The organism is Pyramidobacter porci (assembly GCF_009695745.1).
In the GTDB taxonomy this organism is placed as follows: Bacteria; Synergistota; Synergistia; order Synergistales; family Dethiosulfovibrionaceae; genus Pyramidobacter; species Pyramidobacter porci.
Genome location: NZ_VUNH01000004.1, coordinates 1 through 16,208, shown reverse-complemented (window position 1 = coordinate 16,208; position 16,208 = coordinate 1). Strand labels below are relative to the sequence as shown.

Genomic DNA, 16,208 nt, shown 5'->3' with positions numbered 1-16,208 from the left:
CCGCGAAGATTTTTTTCATTATATCCCACTGAGCGCGAAAACGGGGCGCGTTTCCTTCCCGCCGCGCTTCGTTTTGCCGCCGCCTTGATTTCTTCGGCGCTTTCTGTATGATAATTGGTATTCGCGAAAGAAAGGGGGCGAGCGGCGTGAAAGACATCCTCGAAGGGCTGAACGCGTCCCAGCGCGAGGCCGTGACGGCCACGGAAGGCTACGTGCGCGTCATCGCCGGCGCCGGTTCGGGCAAGACGCGCGCCCTGTCGCGGCGCTTCGCCTGGCTGGTGGATGGGCTGGGCGTGATACCCGGGCGCATCCTCTGCGTCACCTTCAGCAACAAGTCGGCCAACGAAATGCGCCAGCGCATCCACGCGCTCACCGGCGACAACGACACCGGCTACGTCAACACGTTTCACGGCTTCTGCGTCTCCGTCCTGCAGGAGGACAGCCACGCCGTGCAGTATCCGAAAAGCTTCATCGTCCTCGACAACTCCGACATCGACGACATCCTCAGGATCGTTTACGCCGAGCGCGGCCTGACATTGCGCGACATGACCTTCGCCGAGGCGCGCGACATGTTCGAGATCCGCAAGCTCTTCAAGGAGCCGCGGTACTGCCTCGACCTGATCGCCCTGCCGCTGGAACGGCTGCGCAAAAAATACGAAGAAGCCGCGGAGACGGCGGACATCCTGTTTTACGGCTATCTCTACCAGCAGAAGAAATGCTTCGGCCTGGACTACAACGACCTGATCGTCTTCACGCTGCACATCTTCGAGCGCGAGCCGGAGATCCGCCGCAAGTGGCAGCAGCGCCTCGAATACGTGATGATCGACGAGTTTCAGGACATCGACGGGCTTCAGTACCGCCTCATGGAAGCCCTCTGCGGCTTTCACAAAAACCTGTTCGTCGTCGGCGACCCCGACCAGACCATCTACACCTGGCGCGGCGCCAGCGTCAAATACCTTCTCGACTTCGACGCCCGTCACCCGGGCACGCGCACGATCATGATGATGGAAAATTACCGCTCCACGCCGCAGATCCTCGCGGCCGCCAACAGCCTGATCGGCAAGAACGAGACGCGCGTCAAAAAAGACCTGCTCCCCGTGCGCGCCCCCGGCGCCCCGGTGCGCTGCTTCCACGGCGAGACGGCAGAGGACGAGGCGCGCTGGATCGCCGCCGAGATCAAAAAACTCCGCGAAGCGGGCGCGCCCTGCAAGTCGTGCGCGGTGCTGTACCGCGCCCATTACCTGACGCGCAGCCTGGAAGCGGCGTTTTTGAAGGAGAAGATCCCCTACACGATCTACGCCGGCGTGCAGTTCTACGACCGCGCCGAGATCAAGGACGCGCTCGCCTACCTGCGCCTGGTCGCCTACCGCGACGACCTCTCCTTCCGCCGCGTGGTCAACGCGCCGCGGCGCAACATGGGGGCGCGGCGCATGGCCTTTTTGGAAGAGCGGGCGGCGTCGCTCGGCTGCTCGCTGTGGGAGGCGCTGACCGCGACGCTGGACGAGGAAATTTTCAAAGGCACCCGCGCCGCCGCCTTCGTGCGCCTGATCGAACGGTTCTCCGCCGCCCCGGTTCTGCCAGTCTCGGAAGCGCTGTCCGGCCTCCTCGACGAGAGCGGCTACGAAGCCATGCTGCGCACCGAGGGCGCCCAGCAGCGCCTCGACAATCTGGCCGAGCTGAAACAGGCCGTCCACGAGTACGAAACGACCTGCGGCGAGGAAAGCGGCGTCGCCGATTACCTCCGCCATGCGGCGCTGTTCACCGACGGCGACCGCGCCGAGTCGGCCGACACGGTGCGCCTGATGACCGTGCATGCCGCCAAGGGGCTGGAATTTCCCCACGTGTTTCTGTGCGGCATGAACGAAGGCGTATTCCCGACGCGCCGCACGCGCACGCTGCAAGCGATGGAGGAGGAGCGCCGCCTCGCCTTCGTTGCCGTGACCCGCGCCCGCGACGCCCTCTGCCTGACGGAAGCCGGCGGCCGCACGCTCGACGGTTCGCCGCGCTATCCGAGCCGCTTCGTCCTCGATATCGACCCGGAACTTTTGCAGCACGTCGCGCCGCCGCGCCCCGGCCTGATCGAAGAGGCCCGCGAGCGTATCGCCGAGAGCGAAAGGCAGCTGCGCTGCGACAGCCGGATCGAGGCGCTGCCGCCGGGCACGAAGGTGACGCACCCCGTTTTCGGCCCCGGCGTGATCGTCGACGCGGACGCGGACGAGCTGTGCTACACGGTGCGCTTCGACCGCCTCGCCACGCCGCGGCGGCTCAGCTTCAAAGCGCCGCTGACGCGGTCGTAGCGGGCGCGTTTTTGTGCGCGCCGAAAATGTTCTGCGTGGAGCATGATTACTTCAAGCAATATGCCGCAACGATTTGGTTTGTATGCTCAAGAGAAATTTCGCCCGCTCCGGTTCGAGTGAACCGGAGCGGGCGAAATTTTTTGCGTCGATGAATCGAGGATTTCTGCTTGCCCCCATTCTTGAAAAACGCCCCTCGAAGGTCGGAACGTTTCCGGCCATCGAGGGGCGCTTTACGGATCGGTATTCGTGTTTTGTCCTTACGCCAGCGCCTTGACGGCCTCCAGCAGCTTGTCGTAGTCGATGGAGTCGGTGGCCTCGGGCACCACTTCGACGTAGCGGATCACGTCGTCGCGGTCGACCACGAAAACGGCGCGGGCCAGCAGGCGCAGCTCCTTGATCAGCACGCCGTAGGCCGTGCCGAACGAGGCCTCGCGGTGGTCGGAGAGCGTCGCCACCTTGTCGAAGCCCTTGGCGGCGCAATAGCGTTTCAGCGCGAAGGGCAGGTCCATACTGACGTTGAGCACGTACACGTCGCCCAGCTCGGCCGCGTCCTCGTTGAACCACGTGGCCTGCAGATCGCAGACGGGCGTGTCCAGCGACGGCGTCACGGAGAGCACCTTGATCTTGCCCGCGTAATCCTTCAGCGATTTGGGCGCCATGGCCGTGTCGACCACGGCGAAATCGGGCGCCTTGTCGCCGACTTTCAGCTCCGGCCCCACCAGCGTGAGCGGATTGCCCTTCATCGCGACGACGCCTTTTCTTTCCTGCATGCGAATGACCTCCTTAAGATCAATGGCCGCCGCATCATTTTCCGGCGGCGAATGAATTCCGAGCAAAAAACACTTCTTTGCCTCCGCGGATATTTTGACACACAAAGCGAAAAATTGCAAGGCCGCAGGGAGTCAAAAAACATCTGTCGCGGAAAATTGACAGCGACGGCGGGAGCGTTTACACTCGTGCAGGATTATTCATAAGGAGGAGTTTTCATGCCTGAAAATTGGAAAGGCGGCGTCCTGCGGGCGATCGCCGGCGCCGCCGGCGGCGCGCCGGCGGCGGCCGTTTACGACGGCACGGCGGACCTGCAGCTTGTCTATAACGGCGGACGTTTTGTGCCCGCCGGACCGATGGCGGCGCTGCCGGCGCTGTGGAACCTTTTCGAGCGCGTCGAAGCGGGCGAGATCGAACTGGGAGAGCCGCTTCCCGGCGCTCCCATGAGCTGGGAAGACGCGGCCCGCGCCGTCTGCGGCGGCGGCGTGGAAGCAGTCAACGCGCTGATCAGCGCGCTCGGCATGGAAGCGGTCAACGCCGCGGCCCGCCGCGCCGGCATGGAGCAGACGGAGATCCGCCGCCCGGTGGGGGAGAACGAATCGCTGCGGAGCAACGTCACCTGCGCCGAGGACGCGGCCGCATTTTTCCGTCGTCTTCTGAGTCACGAGGGGCTGTCGGAGGCCAGTTGCCGGCGTCTGCTGGCGCTCATGTCGGAATCCCGGGACGGCGGCAAGTTCGCGTCCGTGGGAGAAAAATGCCTGGCGCGTTTCGGCGCTTCGTTTCCCGGCAGCGAATACGACGCGGGCGTCCTCTGCCCCGACGGCAAGCGTCCCGTGGTCGCCGCGGCGCTGGTGATGCTGCAGCCGGATCGCGAAAAGGGCGCGCGCTTCTGCCGCCGCGTCGCCGAAGCCGTCTGCGGCGAAGACGGGGAGGCGTAGGGGCGAAGGTCAAAACAAAAGCCACCGCGGAGACACAAAGAAAGGCAAAAAAGGTTGCCGCTTCGCGGCAAAAACATAGGAGAAGCTGGCAGGAGATTGTTCTCCCGCCAGCTTCTCTCGTATTTCTATAGTCCATATTTTTCGTTTTTCTCCGTGTCTCCGCGGTGGCTTTTGTTTACAGCAAACGCTCGATGAACACCTCGCCTTCGCCGCCCGCGGGCAGCTCGGCGGCGTCGAGCGTGCGGCACAGCGCGCCGCCGCGCAGCACGGCGAGGCGGTCGGCGAGGCGGCGCGCCTGAATCAGACTGTGCGAGACCATCACGATCGGATAGCGCTCTTTCAGCGACAGCAGCAGATCTTCGACGACCTCAGCGGCGTGGCGGTCGAGCGACGCGGTCGGCTCGTCCAGCAGCAGCACGTCAGGTTCCAGCGCCAGCGTGCGCGCCAGACAAAGACGCTGCTGCTGCCCGCCCGACAGCGACGCGGCGGGCTGGTTCAGCCGCCCTGCGACCTCTTTCCACAGCCCTACCTGCTCGAGCGCCTGTTTCATGCGCCCCTCCGCCTCCGTTCCCTTCACGCCGAGCGTCAGCTGCAAAGGCAGCAGCACATTGCGGGCGACGCTCAGAGGCAAGGGGTTGGGCGACTGAAAGACCATGCCGGCGCGGCGGCGCAGTTCCGGCAGCGGCACGTCGCCGACGGCCCGCAGGAGGCCGCCGATTTTCAGCTCCACGCGGCCCGACGTGCGCAGCGCCGGAAAACAGTCGTTCAGCCGGTTCAGCGACCGCAGCAGCGTCGTCTTGCCCGAGCCGCTGCGTCCGACCAGCACGGTGATCTTCCGGTCGGGACATTCCAGCGACAGACCGTTCAGGATGTTTTGCGCTCCGGCGCTGACGTTCAGGTTTTCGATGCGCGCACACAGATTCATGGGCGCTCTCCTTTCCATTTTCGTTCGAGGCTCCTCTGCAGCGCGTGGGCGCACAGCAGCAGCGCCCCCGAGAGAATCAGCAGTACTAGCGCCGCGCCGAAGCCGCGCCGCAGGTCGCCTTGGTCGGCGTACTGCGCCGAGATGTAGAAGATGAAGAACGGCAGCGCCTCGTACTTGGCCGTCAGCCCGGCGGGCAGACCGGCGTTGGCGACCGCCCCCGTGACCATGATCACCGCCGTGTCCTCGGCGGCGCGCCCCAGCGCCAGCATCACGCCGCCGAGAACGTCCCGCCCTCCCGCGGGCAGCAGCAGGTGCCGTGCCGTCTGCCACGGCGTCAGCCCCAGCGCCTCGCCCGTCAGCCGCAGTTCGCCTGGCAGGCTTTCCAGCACCGTCCGCGTCGTGATGATCAGCGGCGGCAGCACCAGCAGCGCCAGACAGAACGCCGACAGCAGCAGGCACGTGGTGGCCGCGGGCGCGAACAGCCGCCGCAGCGCCAAAATCAGCATGAAGCCGAACAGCCCCATCACGATCGACGGCACGCCCGCCAGCAGATCCACCGCCAGACCGAGCCAGCGCTTCGCCCGCGGAGCGGCGAAGCAGGCCAGGTATACGCCGCAGCCGACGCCGGGGAGCAGCGCCATCGCCATCGTCAGCGCCAGCAGCGACAGCGTGCCCGCGGCCGCCGGCCAGATGCCGTCCCAGACGGGAAAACGACCGAACATGGCCTGCAGCGGCGGCGCGTCGCCGAAAAACAGTTCCAGCCCCAGCGTTGGACCGCCCCGGGCGCACAAGCGCCACAGCATGGCGCCGACGGACGCGGGCACGATCAGTGCCGCGCCCCATGAAAGAACCAGCAGCGCCCGGCTCCTCATGCGCATTTCTCCTTTTGCGCCTTGAGGCGGCGCACCGTCAGGCTGGCCGCGGCGCTGAAAAGCAGCAGCAGGCCGCCGGCCGCGAACAGCGAATGGTACGCCTGCCCGGTCACGTCCGTCGAGGTGATCAGGCCGATGTGGGCCGCCAGCGTCCGCATCGCCTGCAGCGGCGTGCGCGCGTACTGCACGGCGTTGCCGGCCAGCATCGTCGGGATCAGCGTGTCGCCCACGGCGCGGCCGAATCCCAGCGTGGCGGCGCTGAGCAGGGCGCGGCGCGACGCCGGCAACGCGATCCACGCCAGCGACTGCGCCGGCTCGATCCCCAGCGCCGCCGCCGTCAGCGCCGTGCGCTGCTCCATGGAGCGGAGCGCGCCGTCGATCACCAGCGTCATCGCCGGCAGAATCTGCAGGCTGAGGACCAGCCCCGCCGACAGCCAGCACAGCCCCGAGCCGCCCAGAGAGCGCCGCACCAGCGGCACGAGCAGGAACACCGAAACGAAACCGTACACCACCGTCGGCACCGCCGTCATGAAACGGATTGCCGCGCCGAGAGCGCGCGCCGCCCAGCGGGGCGCCAGTCCGTGCATGAAGCAGGCGCAGCCCAGCGACAGACACCACGCCAGTGACAGCGCCGACAGCGACAGAACCAGCGTCGCCCAGACCATCGGCGCGATGCCGTACTGCCCGGCGTCGGGCCGCCATGCGTCGCCCATCAGCGCCGCCGCGTCGCCGCCGAGCGCCGCCTGCAGCGCGCTGACGATGATAAAGCCGAATACCGACGCCATCAGTGTCCCCACGCAGGCCGCTGCGGCCGAGAGCCACAGCGGCGCTTTGTTTTCCGTCATCGAATCATCTTCCTTCATCGCCCCGCCGCGTTTCGCGCCGGGCGTTCGTCACGATATGGATACGACGACGCGGGGAAAGCGCCGAGGCTTTCCCCGCGTGAATCGCGCGCCGCGAAAATTTTTCCCGCGCCCCATTATTTGCGGGGCAGGGGGATGTAGCCGCTCTTGCGGATGATCTCGGCGCCCTCGTCGGTGTAGATGTAGTCGATGAACGCCTTCGTCAGCCCCTGCGGCTCGCCCTTCGTATTCATGAACAGGTCGCGCACCACCGTGTAGGAACCGTTGGCCGCGTTCTCCTGCGTCGCCGTCATGCCGTCCAGCGTCGGCGCTTTCACGGAGGCGTCGATGTGGCCGATACCCACGTAGCCGATGGCGCGCTCATCGCCGCCGACGGCCGTCTTCATCGCGCCGTTGGAGTTGACTACATTCACGCTCGGGGCCAGCTCGCCCTTGCTGATCACCTTGTCGGTGAACACTTCGCGCGTGCCCGAGCCGTCCTCGCGCCCGAACACGTTGATGGCGCCCGCCGTGCCGCCCACTTCCGACCAGTCCTTGACCGTGCCGGCGTAGATCGCCGCCACCTGTTCCTTCGTCAGCGCGCCGACGGGATTGGCGGGATTGACTACGACCGCCACGCCGTCGATCGCGAAGGGAAATGTCTTCAGGCCGTACTGGGCGATTTCCTTCTCCTTGAGCGGGCGTCCCGTGTTGCCGATGGCGACCAGCCCTTCGCCGACCTGTTTGACGCCCACGCCCGAGCCGCCGCCGGCCACGGTGATGCGGATCTCGGGATTGACGCTCATGATGCGCTTGGCCGCTTCCTTCATCACGGGGATATGCGCCGTGCCTCCGGCGATGTCCATCGTCCCCGACATGCCCTTGAAGGCGTCCAGCGGCGCGGCCGCGGCCGCCGACGCGACGGCGAGAGCCAGCGCGGCGGAAAGGAAAACTTTTTTCACGTTCATGTTTTTCATCTGCTCCTTTGCAATGAAAATAATCTATACAACCATAAGGAATATCTTAGGCGAAAAAATTTTCTCGTGATACTGCCGAATAACTGAGAACTCAGCAAAAAAATCCGAACGATTTGAGCTGTTTGTCGTATATTCTCAAATTCTATCGATGCGCGCCTCATTCATAACTCCGTGTCTCCGTGCAAGTTTCTGTTTGATTAAACCGAAATGGCTTTATTTTGAAAAGGGAAATTAAAGTTTTCGAGCGTTGATTAGTTATGACATACTAACTATAATGATCATGCGTCAGATCCTGTTTTTGCGACGGGATTCGCTTTTCGAAGAGGCGGCGGCGAGGCCGAAGAGGAAGCGGCGAGGAAACGAGGAAACTCCCGAAGAAACTTCTCCCCGCTCGCGAAGCCGAATTCGAGAAGCGCGCAAAAAAATCGTTTTTTGAGGAGGAGTTTTGAGAATGAGTATGAAGAAAATGCTCGCCGTAGTCGCCGCCGCATCGCTGGCGGCCGCAGCCGCGCCGGCGTTCGCCGCGAATCCGTTCAGCGACGTGCCGATGAACCACTGGGCGTACGACGCCGTGGAGCAGCTGAGCGCGAAGGGAATCCTGGAGGGTTATCCGAACGGGACGTTCAAGGGCAACCGCGCCATGACCCGCTACGAGATCGCCACGATGGTGGCGCGCATGATGGCCGCGGGCGGCCTGAGCGGTGAAGACCTGGAGAAGCTGAAGGCGCTGGTGGTGGAGTTCCAGCCCGAGCTGGAAGCGCTGGGCGTGAAAGTGGACGGCTTCGACAGCCGCCTGAGCGCGCTCGAGAAGGGCCTCGGCGGATGGAGAATCAGCGGCGAAATGCAGTTCGACTTCAACGGCGGCCGCGATGACCTTGAGGGCGATCACGGCTTCGAATTCGACAGTGCCCGCCTGTTCCTGCACCGCGATTTGAGCGACAAGGTCAGCTTCGACGCCGAGTGGGGCGACGACACCTTTGACCGCTTCTACCTGACGGCCGAAGATTTCTTGGGCTGGGAGGGGTTCACCGTCAAGGCCGGTCAGTTCGACGTCGACTTTGAAGGCGACGACGGCCTGTACTACGGTGAACACGAAGACGCCGGCCTGTTCCAGGGGCTGACCTACCGCGGCTTTGGCCTCAGCAAGAGCTTCGGCCTGGCCGAGGTATCGGGCTTCGCCGCTTCCAACCGCGCCGACGACGGCTGGTCGGTCTATGACAGAAACGAGAGCGGCGAGTATTATGGCGCCCGCCTGAAGCTGAACTTCAACGAGAAGTTCTGGCTGAGCGCCAACGGCTATTGGGTCAGACCCGAGGGCAAAAGCGCCGCGGAGTGGGGCAGCGACGATTTCGCCGCCTATTGGGCCGCGCTTGGTTTCAAGTTCGCCGACGGTCTCGAGCTGAAGGGCGCGTATTACATGGAAGATATCGACGGCGCCGCCATCGACGATCCCAAAGCCTGGAAAGTCGCCCTCGACGTCAGCCAGGACGTGCTCAAGTTCACCAGCCTGTGGGTCGAGTACGCTCAGTTCGATCAGGGCTTCATCGCCGAAAATCTGCCCTACGCTTTCGGCAAGCTCGGCGATTACCTTGACGGATTTACGACCTTCGGCGCCGACACGGACGTGATCTTCGTCGCCGCCAAGCAGGAATGGAACGAAAAGTGGAGCACTTTCGGCCGTTACGTTCAGTATGATCCCGACGGCGGCGACAAGGCCAAGGATTGGGCGGTGGGCGTCGGCTACCAGTACAGCCCCAACCTTTACTTCGAGCTGGCCTACAACAAGATGGACGTGGGAGCCAACGGCGTTCCCGGTTTCGAAGAGGGCAGCTTCATCCGCTTCCGCACCCTGCTGACGTTCTAAATCCAATCCGCGTTTTGCAAAAAACAGAGGCGACTGCTTTCGGGCAGTCGCCTCTTCGCGTTTTCGGGAGAACGGCGCGCTTTAGTTCTTTTTTGAAAATATCCTTCCGCGATTCGCCATCCGCCGCGAAAAATGTTATGATAATGACGCGCGGTTCGCGAGTCTTTGGCCGCGCGGTGACGAATGCCATCGATCGGCCGGTCCGCCGGCCTTTTTCTTCCGTGTCCGCCGTGGCGGCGCGGGAATTTTCTGTCTCTCGAAAAGCGGGGTGAGGCAAAAATGAATATCCGCAGAACGCTTTTTCTGGCGGCGGCGCTCGCGTTGGCGGCGCTTTCCGCCGCGCGCGCCGAATCGTTCGGCGACGTGCCCGCCGGCCACTGGGCCTATGACGCCGTGGCCGAACTCGGCGCCAGGGGGATCCTCGAAGGCTATCCCGACGGCGCGTTCAAGGGGGAGCGAGCCATGAGCCGTTACGAGATCGCCGTCATGGTGGCCCGCGCGCTGGTCAACGGCGGCGCGAGCGGCGAAGACCGGGCCCGTCTCGACGATCTCGCGGCCGAATTCCGTCCCGAACTGGAAGCCCTCGGAGTGAAGACCGACCGTCTTGACGGCCGTCTGGACCCCCTCGAAAAAGGGCTGAGCGGCTGGAGGATCGGCGGAACCCTGCAGTTCGACTTCAACGCGTGGGACAACGACCTGCCCGGTTCGGGCGCACTAAGCGACGGCTTTACGTTCGACGAAGCCCGGCTTTATCTGCACCGCGACCTTGGCGGCAAAATCGGCTTCGACGCGCGCTGGAGCGACGGCACGTTCGACCGCTTTTGGGTGACGGCGGCCGATTTCCTCGGCCGGGGGCTGACCTTCAGGGCCGGGCAGTTTGCGCTTGACTGGGAAGACGAGGACCGTCTCTATTATGACCGCAATGGCTTCTTCATGGGCTCCGCCTACCGCGGCGCCAGCCTGAAGAAAGACGCCGGCGCCGTGGAACTGGCGGCGTTCGCCGCCTCGCAGCGCGCCGACGACGGGGAATCGGTCTACGCCGCGGGCGCGAGCGACGAGCATTACGGCGCGCGCCTCAAGGTCAATCTGGGCGAGCGCGCCTGGCTGAGCCTGAACGGCCTGTGGCGCAACGAAAACGACGCCGATTTCAACACGTACTGGGCTGGGTTGGGATACATGCTTTCCGACGGCATCGCCTTCCGCGGCGCCTATTACCGGCAGGATCTGAACGACGGGCTGGCGGACTATTACGGCGTTCCTACGGCGGCCGACGATCCCAAAGCCTGGAAGGTGATTCTCGACCTCAGCCAGGAAAAACTGCGCTTCACCAGCATCTGGCTGGAATACGCCCAGATCGACGCGGGCTTCCGCCTCGACAACGTCCCCTGGTCGTTCAACGACGACGTCGACTGGCCGCGCCGCGGCGCAAGGCGCAACTTTTCGCTCGCGGGCGACACCGGCGTGTGGTTCGTGGGCGCTCGCCAGCAGTGGAGCGAACGCTGGAGCACGTTCGAACGGTACGCCCGCTACGACGTCGACAGCCTGTCGCCGGCGCCGCGCGAGTGGACCGTCGGCGTCGGCTATCAATACAGCCCCGGCCTGTATTTCGAACTGGCCTACAACGATCAGGACGGCGCCGTCAACATGAAGGATTACGACAACAAACAGGTGCGCTTCCGCACCATGTTGAGCTTTTAACCGACGCGTCAATTGAAGAGGAAAATGCCGCCGCGCTGAGGAGCGCAGCGGCGGTATTTTTTATGGGAACGATCCGAACGAAGCCGTCGGGAAATGGGCGGGGAAGAATGCCGAAAAAGGCGGATATTTCCCAAAAATTCCTCAATGGAAAAGCTTACGGCGAGGATCGTTTTTTTGGGAATGATGCAATATAATCTTAATCGATCACTTAATCGAAAGTAAAAAATATTGCACTGTGCTTTTCTGCGTTATTTACGTTGTAAATATGGGCGCTCTGCGGTGAATGTAAAGAAGAACCAGTAAAATCAAGGATCAAAACCTAAAATCGTCGGCGTTGGACAAGGACTTGCAAAACAAAAATTTTTTGCTAATATAAAGGCGCGTGCAGGAAGGATTCTGCGACGAAAACAGAATCGCTCGAAAAAAGCCGTGCGGAATGGGCCGAAGAGGAAGCGGCGAGGAAACGAGGAAACTCCCGAAGAAACTTCTCCCCGCTCGCGAAGCCAAATTCGAGAAGCGCGCAAAAAAATCGTTTTTTGAGGAGGAGTTTTGAGAATGAGTATGAAGAAAATGCTCGCCGTAGTCGCCGCCGCATCGCTGGCGGCCGCAGCCGCGCCGGCGTTCGCCGCGAATCCGTTCAGCGACGTGCCGATGAACCACTGGGCGTACGACGCCGTGGAGCAGCTGAGCGCGAAGGGAATCCTGGAGGGTTATCCGAACGGGACGTTCAAGGGCAACCGCGCCATGACCCGCTACGAGATCGCCACGATGGTGGCGCGCATGATGGCCGCGGGCGGCCTGAGCGGTGAAGACCTGGAGAAGCTGAAGGCGCTGGTGGTGGAATTCCAGCCGGAGCTGGAAGCCTTGGGCGTGAAAGTGGACGGCTTCGACAGCCGCCTGAGCGCGCTCGAGAAGGGCCTCGGCGGATGGAAGATCACCGGTCAGATGCGCTTCGACTACAACGCCTGGGACAATGATGTTGCCGGTTCTGGTTCTGGTGAAGACGGATTCACGATGAACCGCGCCCGTCTGTTCCTGCACCGCGACCTGAGCGACGGCGTCAGCTTCGACGCCCGCTGGCACAATGATACGTTCGACCGCTGGTGGGTCACCGCCAAGGACTTCTTTGGCATGGAAGGCCTGACGATGCGCGGCGGTCAGTTCGCGCTTGACTGGGAAGACGAAGACGGACTGTACGACGACAACGACGCGTTCTTCATGGACACCGGCTATCGCGGCTTCGACCTGAAGTACAACCGCGGCATGTTCACCGTCGAGGGCTTCGCAGCCTCCAGAAGAGGCGGCGGTAGCGTTTACGCTGCCAATCCCAGTGACGATGTCTACGGTGCCCGCCTGAAGCTCGACTTCAGCGAGAAGCTGTGGCTGAGCGTCAACGGTCTGTGGGAAGACAGAGGCGACACCGACTACAAGACCTACTGGGCGGGCCTCGGCTTCAGCTTCATGGACGGTCTCGAGCTGAAGGGCGCCTACTACATGCAGGACATCGCAGATGATTCCGTGGTCGTCGCCGGCGCGGACGACCCCAAGGCGTGGAAGGTCATTCTCGACGTCAGCCAGGACGTGCTGAAGTTCACCAGCCTGTGGGTTGAGTACGCCCAGTTTGATCAGGGCTTCATCCTGCACAACAACCCCTACTCCTTCAGCGACATCGACTGGCCCGAGTACGACAAGGTCATCACGGTGCAGGACGACATGGACGCTCTCTTCGTCAAGGCGAAGCAGAAGTGGAACGACAAGTGGAGCTCTTTCGAGCGCTACGTCAAGTACGACATGGACAACGTCAACGACATGAAGGAGTGGACGGTGGGCATCGGCTATCAGTACACGCCCAACCTCTACTTCGAACTGGCCTACAGCGACATGGACGGCAAACTGGGCGATCCCGACTACGACAACAACCAGATCCGCTTCCGCACGCTGCTGAACTTCTAAGCGAATCTCTGCCAACGCAAAAAGCGGGGCTGCTTCGGCAGCTCCGCTTTTTTATCCGCCTGCTCCCTATGAAAAGAAGCGCTGGAAGTCTTTTTTTCCAGTGCTTCTTCATTATTTATGACATTATGGGGAATCTTATGCGCGCTTTTGTGACGCGTCGGAACGTTTAACCTGATTGGGCACGCTTGAGAAGCCATTGATAAATGCCTTGAAGATGAAGTCCGCCTCTGGCGATTTCGAGCGCCGTGTTCAAAAATTCGTCGTTGCCGGCCGTAAGCGTATAACCGGTACATGCTCAGTCGACTTCGATCAATTCGTGGGGTGTGAGGCGTCCCGCTTCGGCCTGGGCAATGCTGCGGCGCAGGTGCGCCATGTTGACCGGGGCGTAAAAGGGTTCTCTTGCGATCTCAAAGGGAATACGGTTTTCTCTGAGCATGACCTTGAAAAAGAGGTTGACGGCGGTGGAGGGATTGATGCCGACGTCGGCGCAGAACGCCTCGACTTGCTTCTTGCTGTCCTCGTCGACGCGCACGGACGTTGAATTGAAAATCGGCGCCGAATGTCCGGCCATGGGGCCCTTTTTGTACGTCTGTTGCAGTGTTTTTGACGTGCGGCGTCAACGAATATCCTGACCGGCCGATGAACTGTGCCTCGCGCCATGCCGTTTTTCTTCGCGCCATGGTGTTTTTTGTGTTATGCTTACCGAAATGGAAGATGCGGGCGAGGTGAGACGATGGCCATGGGGCGCAAGATTCGCGATTTTTTCTGCGGCGCGCAGGAGGCGCGTGCCGGGGCGCTGGTTTCGGTGACGGTGGGGGCGCTGTCGAAGCCGGTCGGCTATCTGCGCACGCTGATGCTGGCGTGGCTGTTCGGCGCTTCGGCGGGCATGGACGCCTTTTATGTCAGCATGGGGATCCTTTCGCTGCTGTGCCAGATCGTGCAGAATGTGACGGAATCGGCGCTGCTGCCGCGGCTGGTGCGGCAGGAGACGGGGGCGGATGCGGCGGCTCTGATGGCGCGCGTTTTTCGCCTGGCGTTGATCGGCGCGCTGCTGTCGGCGGCGCTGGCGGCGGTTTTTCCGGCGGCGCTGGTGGCGTTTTTCGCGCGGCATTTCGAGCCGCTGCGGCAGGTGATGGCTGCCCGAATGCTGGTGATGCTGATCCCTTGGGGCGTGGCATGGATCGTGCTGCCTTTCCTTGGCGTTTGGAACAATTTCAACGGGCGGTACAGTCTTTCGGTCTCTCTTGCGGTGCTGGGGCATGCGCTGCTGATCCCGGCGATCTGGGCGGCGTCTTTTTTCTGGGGGGTGTACGCCGTGCCGGCGATGTACAGTCTGGTGGTGGCGCTTCTGGCCTGGGGCACGTTCCGGGTCACGGGGGATTTCCCCTGGCGGGCTGCGGGCGCGGCGCGCGAGGAGGCGCTGCGCGAGCTGCGCACGGATTGTCTGCTCTGCGTCGGCATCGTCGGCGCCAGCGGGCTGTATCTGTTGGTGGACCGCTATTTCGCCTCGGGGCTGCCGGCGGGAAACATTTCCGCGCTCAGCTACGCGGGATTGATCTACATGCTGCCGCAGAGCGTGCTTGCGCCGGCGCTGATGATTTATCTGCATCGCGCCAGCGCGCTGATGGATTCGCCCGAAGCGTCGCAGGCGCAGCTCGAAACGGTGATGTGCACGGGATGGCTGTACCTGCTTCCGCCGGCGGCGCTGATGTCGGCGCTGAGCCGGCCGCTGGTGAGGATCTTTCTGGGCTACGGCGCCTTCGACGCGGCGGCGGTGGATCTGACGGCGCCGTGCGTGGCCGCGGCGGCCTGGAGTCTGCCGCTGATGTTGTGGGGGCAGTTTTTGTCGCGCTACGCGCAGGCGGCGGGCAGGCTGAAGACGATTTTGTCCGTGAGTTACGGGGCGCTGGGGGTGAACGCGTTTCTGGACTGGATGCTGGCGCCGCGCTGGGGCGCGCCGGGGCTCTGTGTGGCGACGGGGCTGACGTGGGGCGGCTCGGCTCTGGTCTATGCGGCGCTGTTGGCGCCGGGGGCGTTGAAGCGCGCGGCCCGAGCGGTGTGGAAGCCGTCGCTTGCGTTCGCGCTGCCGTGCGCGGCGCTCGGGCCGCTGCGGGAAAACGGCGTGGCGGCGGTCCTGGCCGGCGGACTGTTGGCAGCGGCGTATTATCTCGGCGGCGAAAGGCTGGGTTTCTTCGATTCGGTGCCGCCGGTCTGGCGGCCGCGGGCGCTGTTGAAGCCGGCGCGGCGGCGAAAAAGAGGAAAATGATGAAGACGGCCGGATGGTGTGTTCCACGTGGAACATTTCGCATGAAGAGAGCCCGACGGCCGATTCTCCGTGGCGTCCTGTGTGCGGTTCGATCGCGATGCACAGGCGAATCGGCGAAATTTGCGCGCGGTTTTGCCGAAACCGCAGCCGCGGTGTCCGCGAAAAACATCTCCTTCGTTTTTTTTAATTGATTTATCGGCCGTTAGGGGAAAGTCGAATTTTGTCGGTCAAGAACCTTTTGCTGTGAAGTGCGCATGAATTTTTAATGAAAGATCAAATATTCTGTCAAAATGATGAATTTAATTCGCTCCGCGGGACGATGTGTGGAGTGAAACACGTTGTTTTTTTAGATTGGGCCGTGGACAAGACGGGCGCACTTTGATAAAATTCCAGAGAACCTGTTAACTCTTGTATGGACGAGCGAAAAGCAGAACGTTCGTCTGCGGCCTCTCCGCCCGCATCGCGGTGGAGTCGTCTGCTGGAACGGAGAAAGAAGCTGTCGGCGACGGTCCTTTGTGACGCGGTCGCAGGAGAGATGACGCAGGCTTGATTTTCGATAAGCGGCCCCTGCAGGGCCCGAAAATTTTCAGTTTTAGGGAGGCCACACCAATGGCAAAAGAGAAATTTGAACGCAGCAAGCCCCATCTGAACATCGGCACGATCGGGCACATCGACCACGGTAAGACCACGCTGACGGCAGCGATCTCGCACGTCCTGTCGAAAGCCGGTTACGCGGAAGAGACCAAATTCGACCAGATCGACAAAGCGCCGGAAGAGAAAGAACGCGGCATCACCATCAACATCTCCC

At 62.6% G+C, this 16,208-nt stretch carries 13 protein-coding genes; 7 read left to right on the top strand and 6 right to left on the bottom strand.

Annotated features, from left to right (window positions below):
- The first annotated feature begins 146 nt into the window (after positions 1 to 146).
- Positions 147 to 2,297, top strand: coding sequence for an ATP-dependent helicase (locus tag FYJ74_RS04670; RefSeq protein ID WP_326830872.1), 2,151 nt, complete (start codon positions 147 to 149; stop codon positions 2,295 to 2,297).
- A gap of 257 nt (positions 2,298 to 2,554) precedes the next feature.
- Here FYJ74_RS04670 and tpx read toward each other — a convergent pair whose 3' ends face one another.
- Complete coding sequence (gene tpx / locus FYJ74_RS04665) at positions 2,555 to 3,067, bottom strand: thiol peroxidase (protein WP_154528430.1); 513 nt, start codon at positions 3,065 to 3,067, stop codon at positions 2,555 to 2,557.
- Positions 3,068 to 3,283: 216 nt separating this feature from the next.
- Between tpx and FYJ74_RS04660 the strand changes: the two genes are divergently transcribed.
- The gene (locus tag FYJ74_RS04660; RefSeq protein ID WP_154528429.1) at positions 3,284 to 4,003 is read left to right on the top strand and encodes a serine hydrolase; all 720 of its coding nucleotides are present in this window, start codon (positions 3,284 to 3,286) and stop codon (positions 4,001 to 4,003) included.
- Between the two features lie 175 nt (positions 4,004 to 4,178).
- Here the strand turns inward: FYJ74_RS04660 and FYJ74_RS04655 are convergent, their stop codons facing one another.
- The 4 genes from FYJ74_RS04655 to FYJ74_RS04640 form a co-directional block, all read right to left on the bottom strand.
- Entirely contained in the window at positions 4,179 to 4,928 is a 750-nt protein-coding gene (locus FYJ74_RS04655) for a phosphate ABC transporter ATP-binding protein (RefSeq protein ID WP_154528428.1), read from the bottom strand.
- Complete coding sequence (locus FYJ74_RS04650; protein WP_154528427.1) at positions 4,925 to 5,800, bottom strand: PstA family ABC transporter permease; 876 nt, start codon at positions 5,798 to 5,800, stop codon at positions 4,925 to 4,927. Before FYJ74_RS04650 ends, FYJ74_RS04655 begins: the two co-directional genes overlap by 4 nt.
- A complete protein-coding gene (locus tag FYJ74_RS04645; RefSeq protein ID WP_154528426.1) occupies positions 5,797 to 6,645 on the bottom strand; it encodes a PstC family ABC transporter permease in 849 nt (282 codons plus the stop codon). Before FYJ74_RS04645 ends, FYJ74_RS04650 begins: the two co-directional genes overlap by 4 nt.
- A 134-nt stretch (positions 6,646 to 6,779) precedes the next feature.
- Complete coding sequence (locus FYJ74_RS04640; protein ID WP_154528425.1) at positions 6,780 to 7,610, bottom strand: phosphate ABC transporter substrate-binding protein; 831 nt, start codon at positions 7,608 to 7,610, stop codon at positions 6,780 to 6,782.
- A gap of 460 nt (positions 7,611 to 8,070) precedes the next feature.
- Here FYJ74_RS04640 and FYJ74_RS04635 point away from each other — a divergent pair, with 460 nt between their 5' ends.
- The 3 genes from FYJ74_RS04635 (at position 8,071) to FYJ74_RS04625 (ending at position 13,134) form a co-directional block, all read left to right on the top strand.
- The gene (locus tag FYJ74_RS04635; RefSeq protein WP_154528424.1) at positions 8,071 to 9,483 is read left to right on the top strand and encodes an S-layer homology domain-containing protein; all 1,413 of its coding nucleotides are present in this window, start codon (positions 8,071 to 8,073) and stop codon (positions 9,481 to 9,483) included.
- 279 nt (positions 9,484 to 9,762) lie between these two features.
- Positions 9,763 to 11,181 (top strand): S-layer homology domain-containing protein, encoded by a 1,419-nt coding sequence (locus FYJ74_RS04630; RefSeq protein ID WP_154528423.1) that lies wholly within the window; start codon positions 9,763 to 9,765, stop codon positions 11,179 to 11,181.
- Between the two features lie 555 nt (positions 11,182 to 11,736).
- Positions 11,737 to 13,134, top strand: coding sequence for an S-layer homology domain-containing protein (locus FYJ74_RS04625; RefSeq protein ID WP_154528422.1), 1,398 nt, complete (start codon positions 11,737 to 11,739; stop codon positions 13,132 to 13,134).
- A gap of 295 nt (positions 13,135 to 13,429) precedes the next feature.
- Here the strand turns inward: FYJ74_RS04625 and FYJ74_RS04620 are convergent, their stop codons facing one another.
- The gene (locus FYJ74_RS04620) at positions 13,430 to 13,705 is read right to left on the bottom strand and encodes a type II toxin-antitoxin system RelB/DinJ family antitoxin (protein ID WP_154528421.1); all 276 of its coding nucleotides are present in this window, start codon (positions 13,703 to 13,705) and stop codon (positions 13,430 to 13,432) included.
- A 162-nt stretch (positions 13,706 to 13,867) separates the two neighbouring features.
- Here FYJ74_RS04620 and FYJ74_RS04615 point away from each other — a divergent pair, with 162 nt between their 5' ends.
- Positions 13,868 to 15,400 (top strand): lipid II flippase MurJ, encoded by a 1,533-nt coding sequence (locus FYJ74_RS04615; RefSeq protein ID WP_195838797.1) that lies wholly within the window; start codon positions 13,868 to 13,870, stop codon positions 15,398 to 15,400.
- A gap of 609 nt (positions 15,401 to 16,009) precedes the next feature.
- A partial coding sequence (locus FYJ74_RS04610) for a GTP-binding protein (protein WP_229769351.1) occupies positions 16,010 to 16,208 on the top strand: 199 nt, incomplete at its 3' end.

Excerpts from the sequence above, each read along its gene's own strand:
- tpx (WP_154528430.1), bottom strand. The coding sequence starts at position 3,067 with ATGCAGGAAAGAAAAGGCGTCGTCGCGATGAAGGGCAATCCGCTCACG.
- FYJ74_RS04660 (WP_154528429.1), top strand. The coding sequence starts at position 3,284 with ATGCCTGAAAATTGGAAAGGCGGCGTCCTGCGGGCGATCGCCGGCGCC.
- FYJ74_RS04655 (WP_154528428.1), bottom strand. The coding sequence starts at position 4,928 with ATGAATCTGTGTGCGCGCATCGAAAACCTGAACGTCAGCGCCGGAGCG.
- FYJ74_RS04650 (WP_154528427.1), bottom strand. The coding sequence starts at position 5,800 with ATGAGGAGCCGGGCGCTGCTGGTTCTTTCATGGGGCGCGGCACTGATC.
- FYJ74_RS04645 (WP_154528426.1), bottom strand. The coding sequence starts at position 6,645 with ATGACGGAAAACAAAGCGCCGCTGTGGCTCTCGGCCGCAGCGGCCTGC.
- FYJ74_RS04640 (WP_154528425.1), bottom strand. The coding sequence starts at position 7,610 with ATGAACGTGAAAAAAGTTTTCCTTTCCGCCGCGCTGGCTCTCGCCGTC.
- FYJ74_RS04635 (WP_154528424.1), top strand. The coding sequence starts at position 8,071 with ATGAGTATGAAGAAAATGCTCGCCGTAGTCGCCGCCGCATCGCTGGCG.
- FYJ74_RS04630 (WP_154528423.1), top strand. The coding sequence starts at position 9,763 with ATGAATATCCGCAGAACGCTTTTTCTGGCGGCGGCGCTCGCGTTGGCG.
- FYJ74_RS04625 (WP_154528422.1), top strand. The coding sequence starts at position 11,737 with ATGAGTATGAAGAAAATGCTCGCCGTAGTCGCCGCCGCATCGCTGGCG.
- FYJ74_RS04620 (WP_154528421.1), bottom strand. The coding sequence starts at position 13,705 with ATGGCCGGACATTCGGCGCCGATTTTCAATTCAACGTCCGTGCGCGTC.
- FYJ74_RS04615 (WP_195838797.1), top strand. The coding sequence starts at position 13,868 with ATGGCCATGGGGCGCAAGATTCGCGATTTTTTCTGCGGCGCGCAGGAG.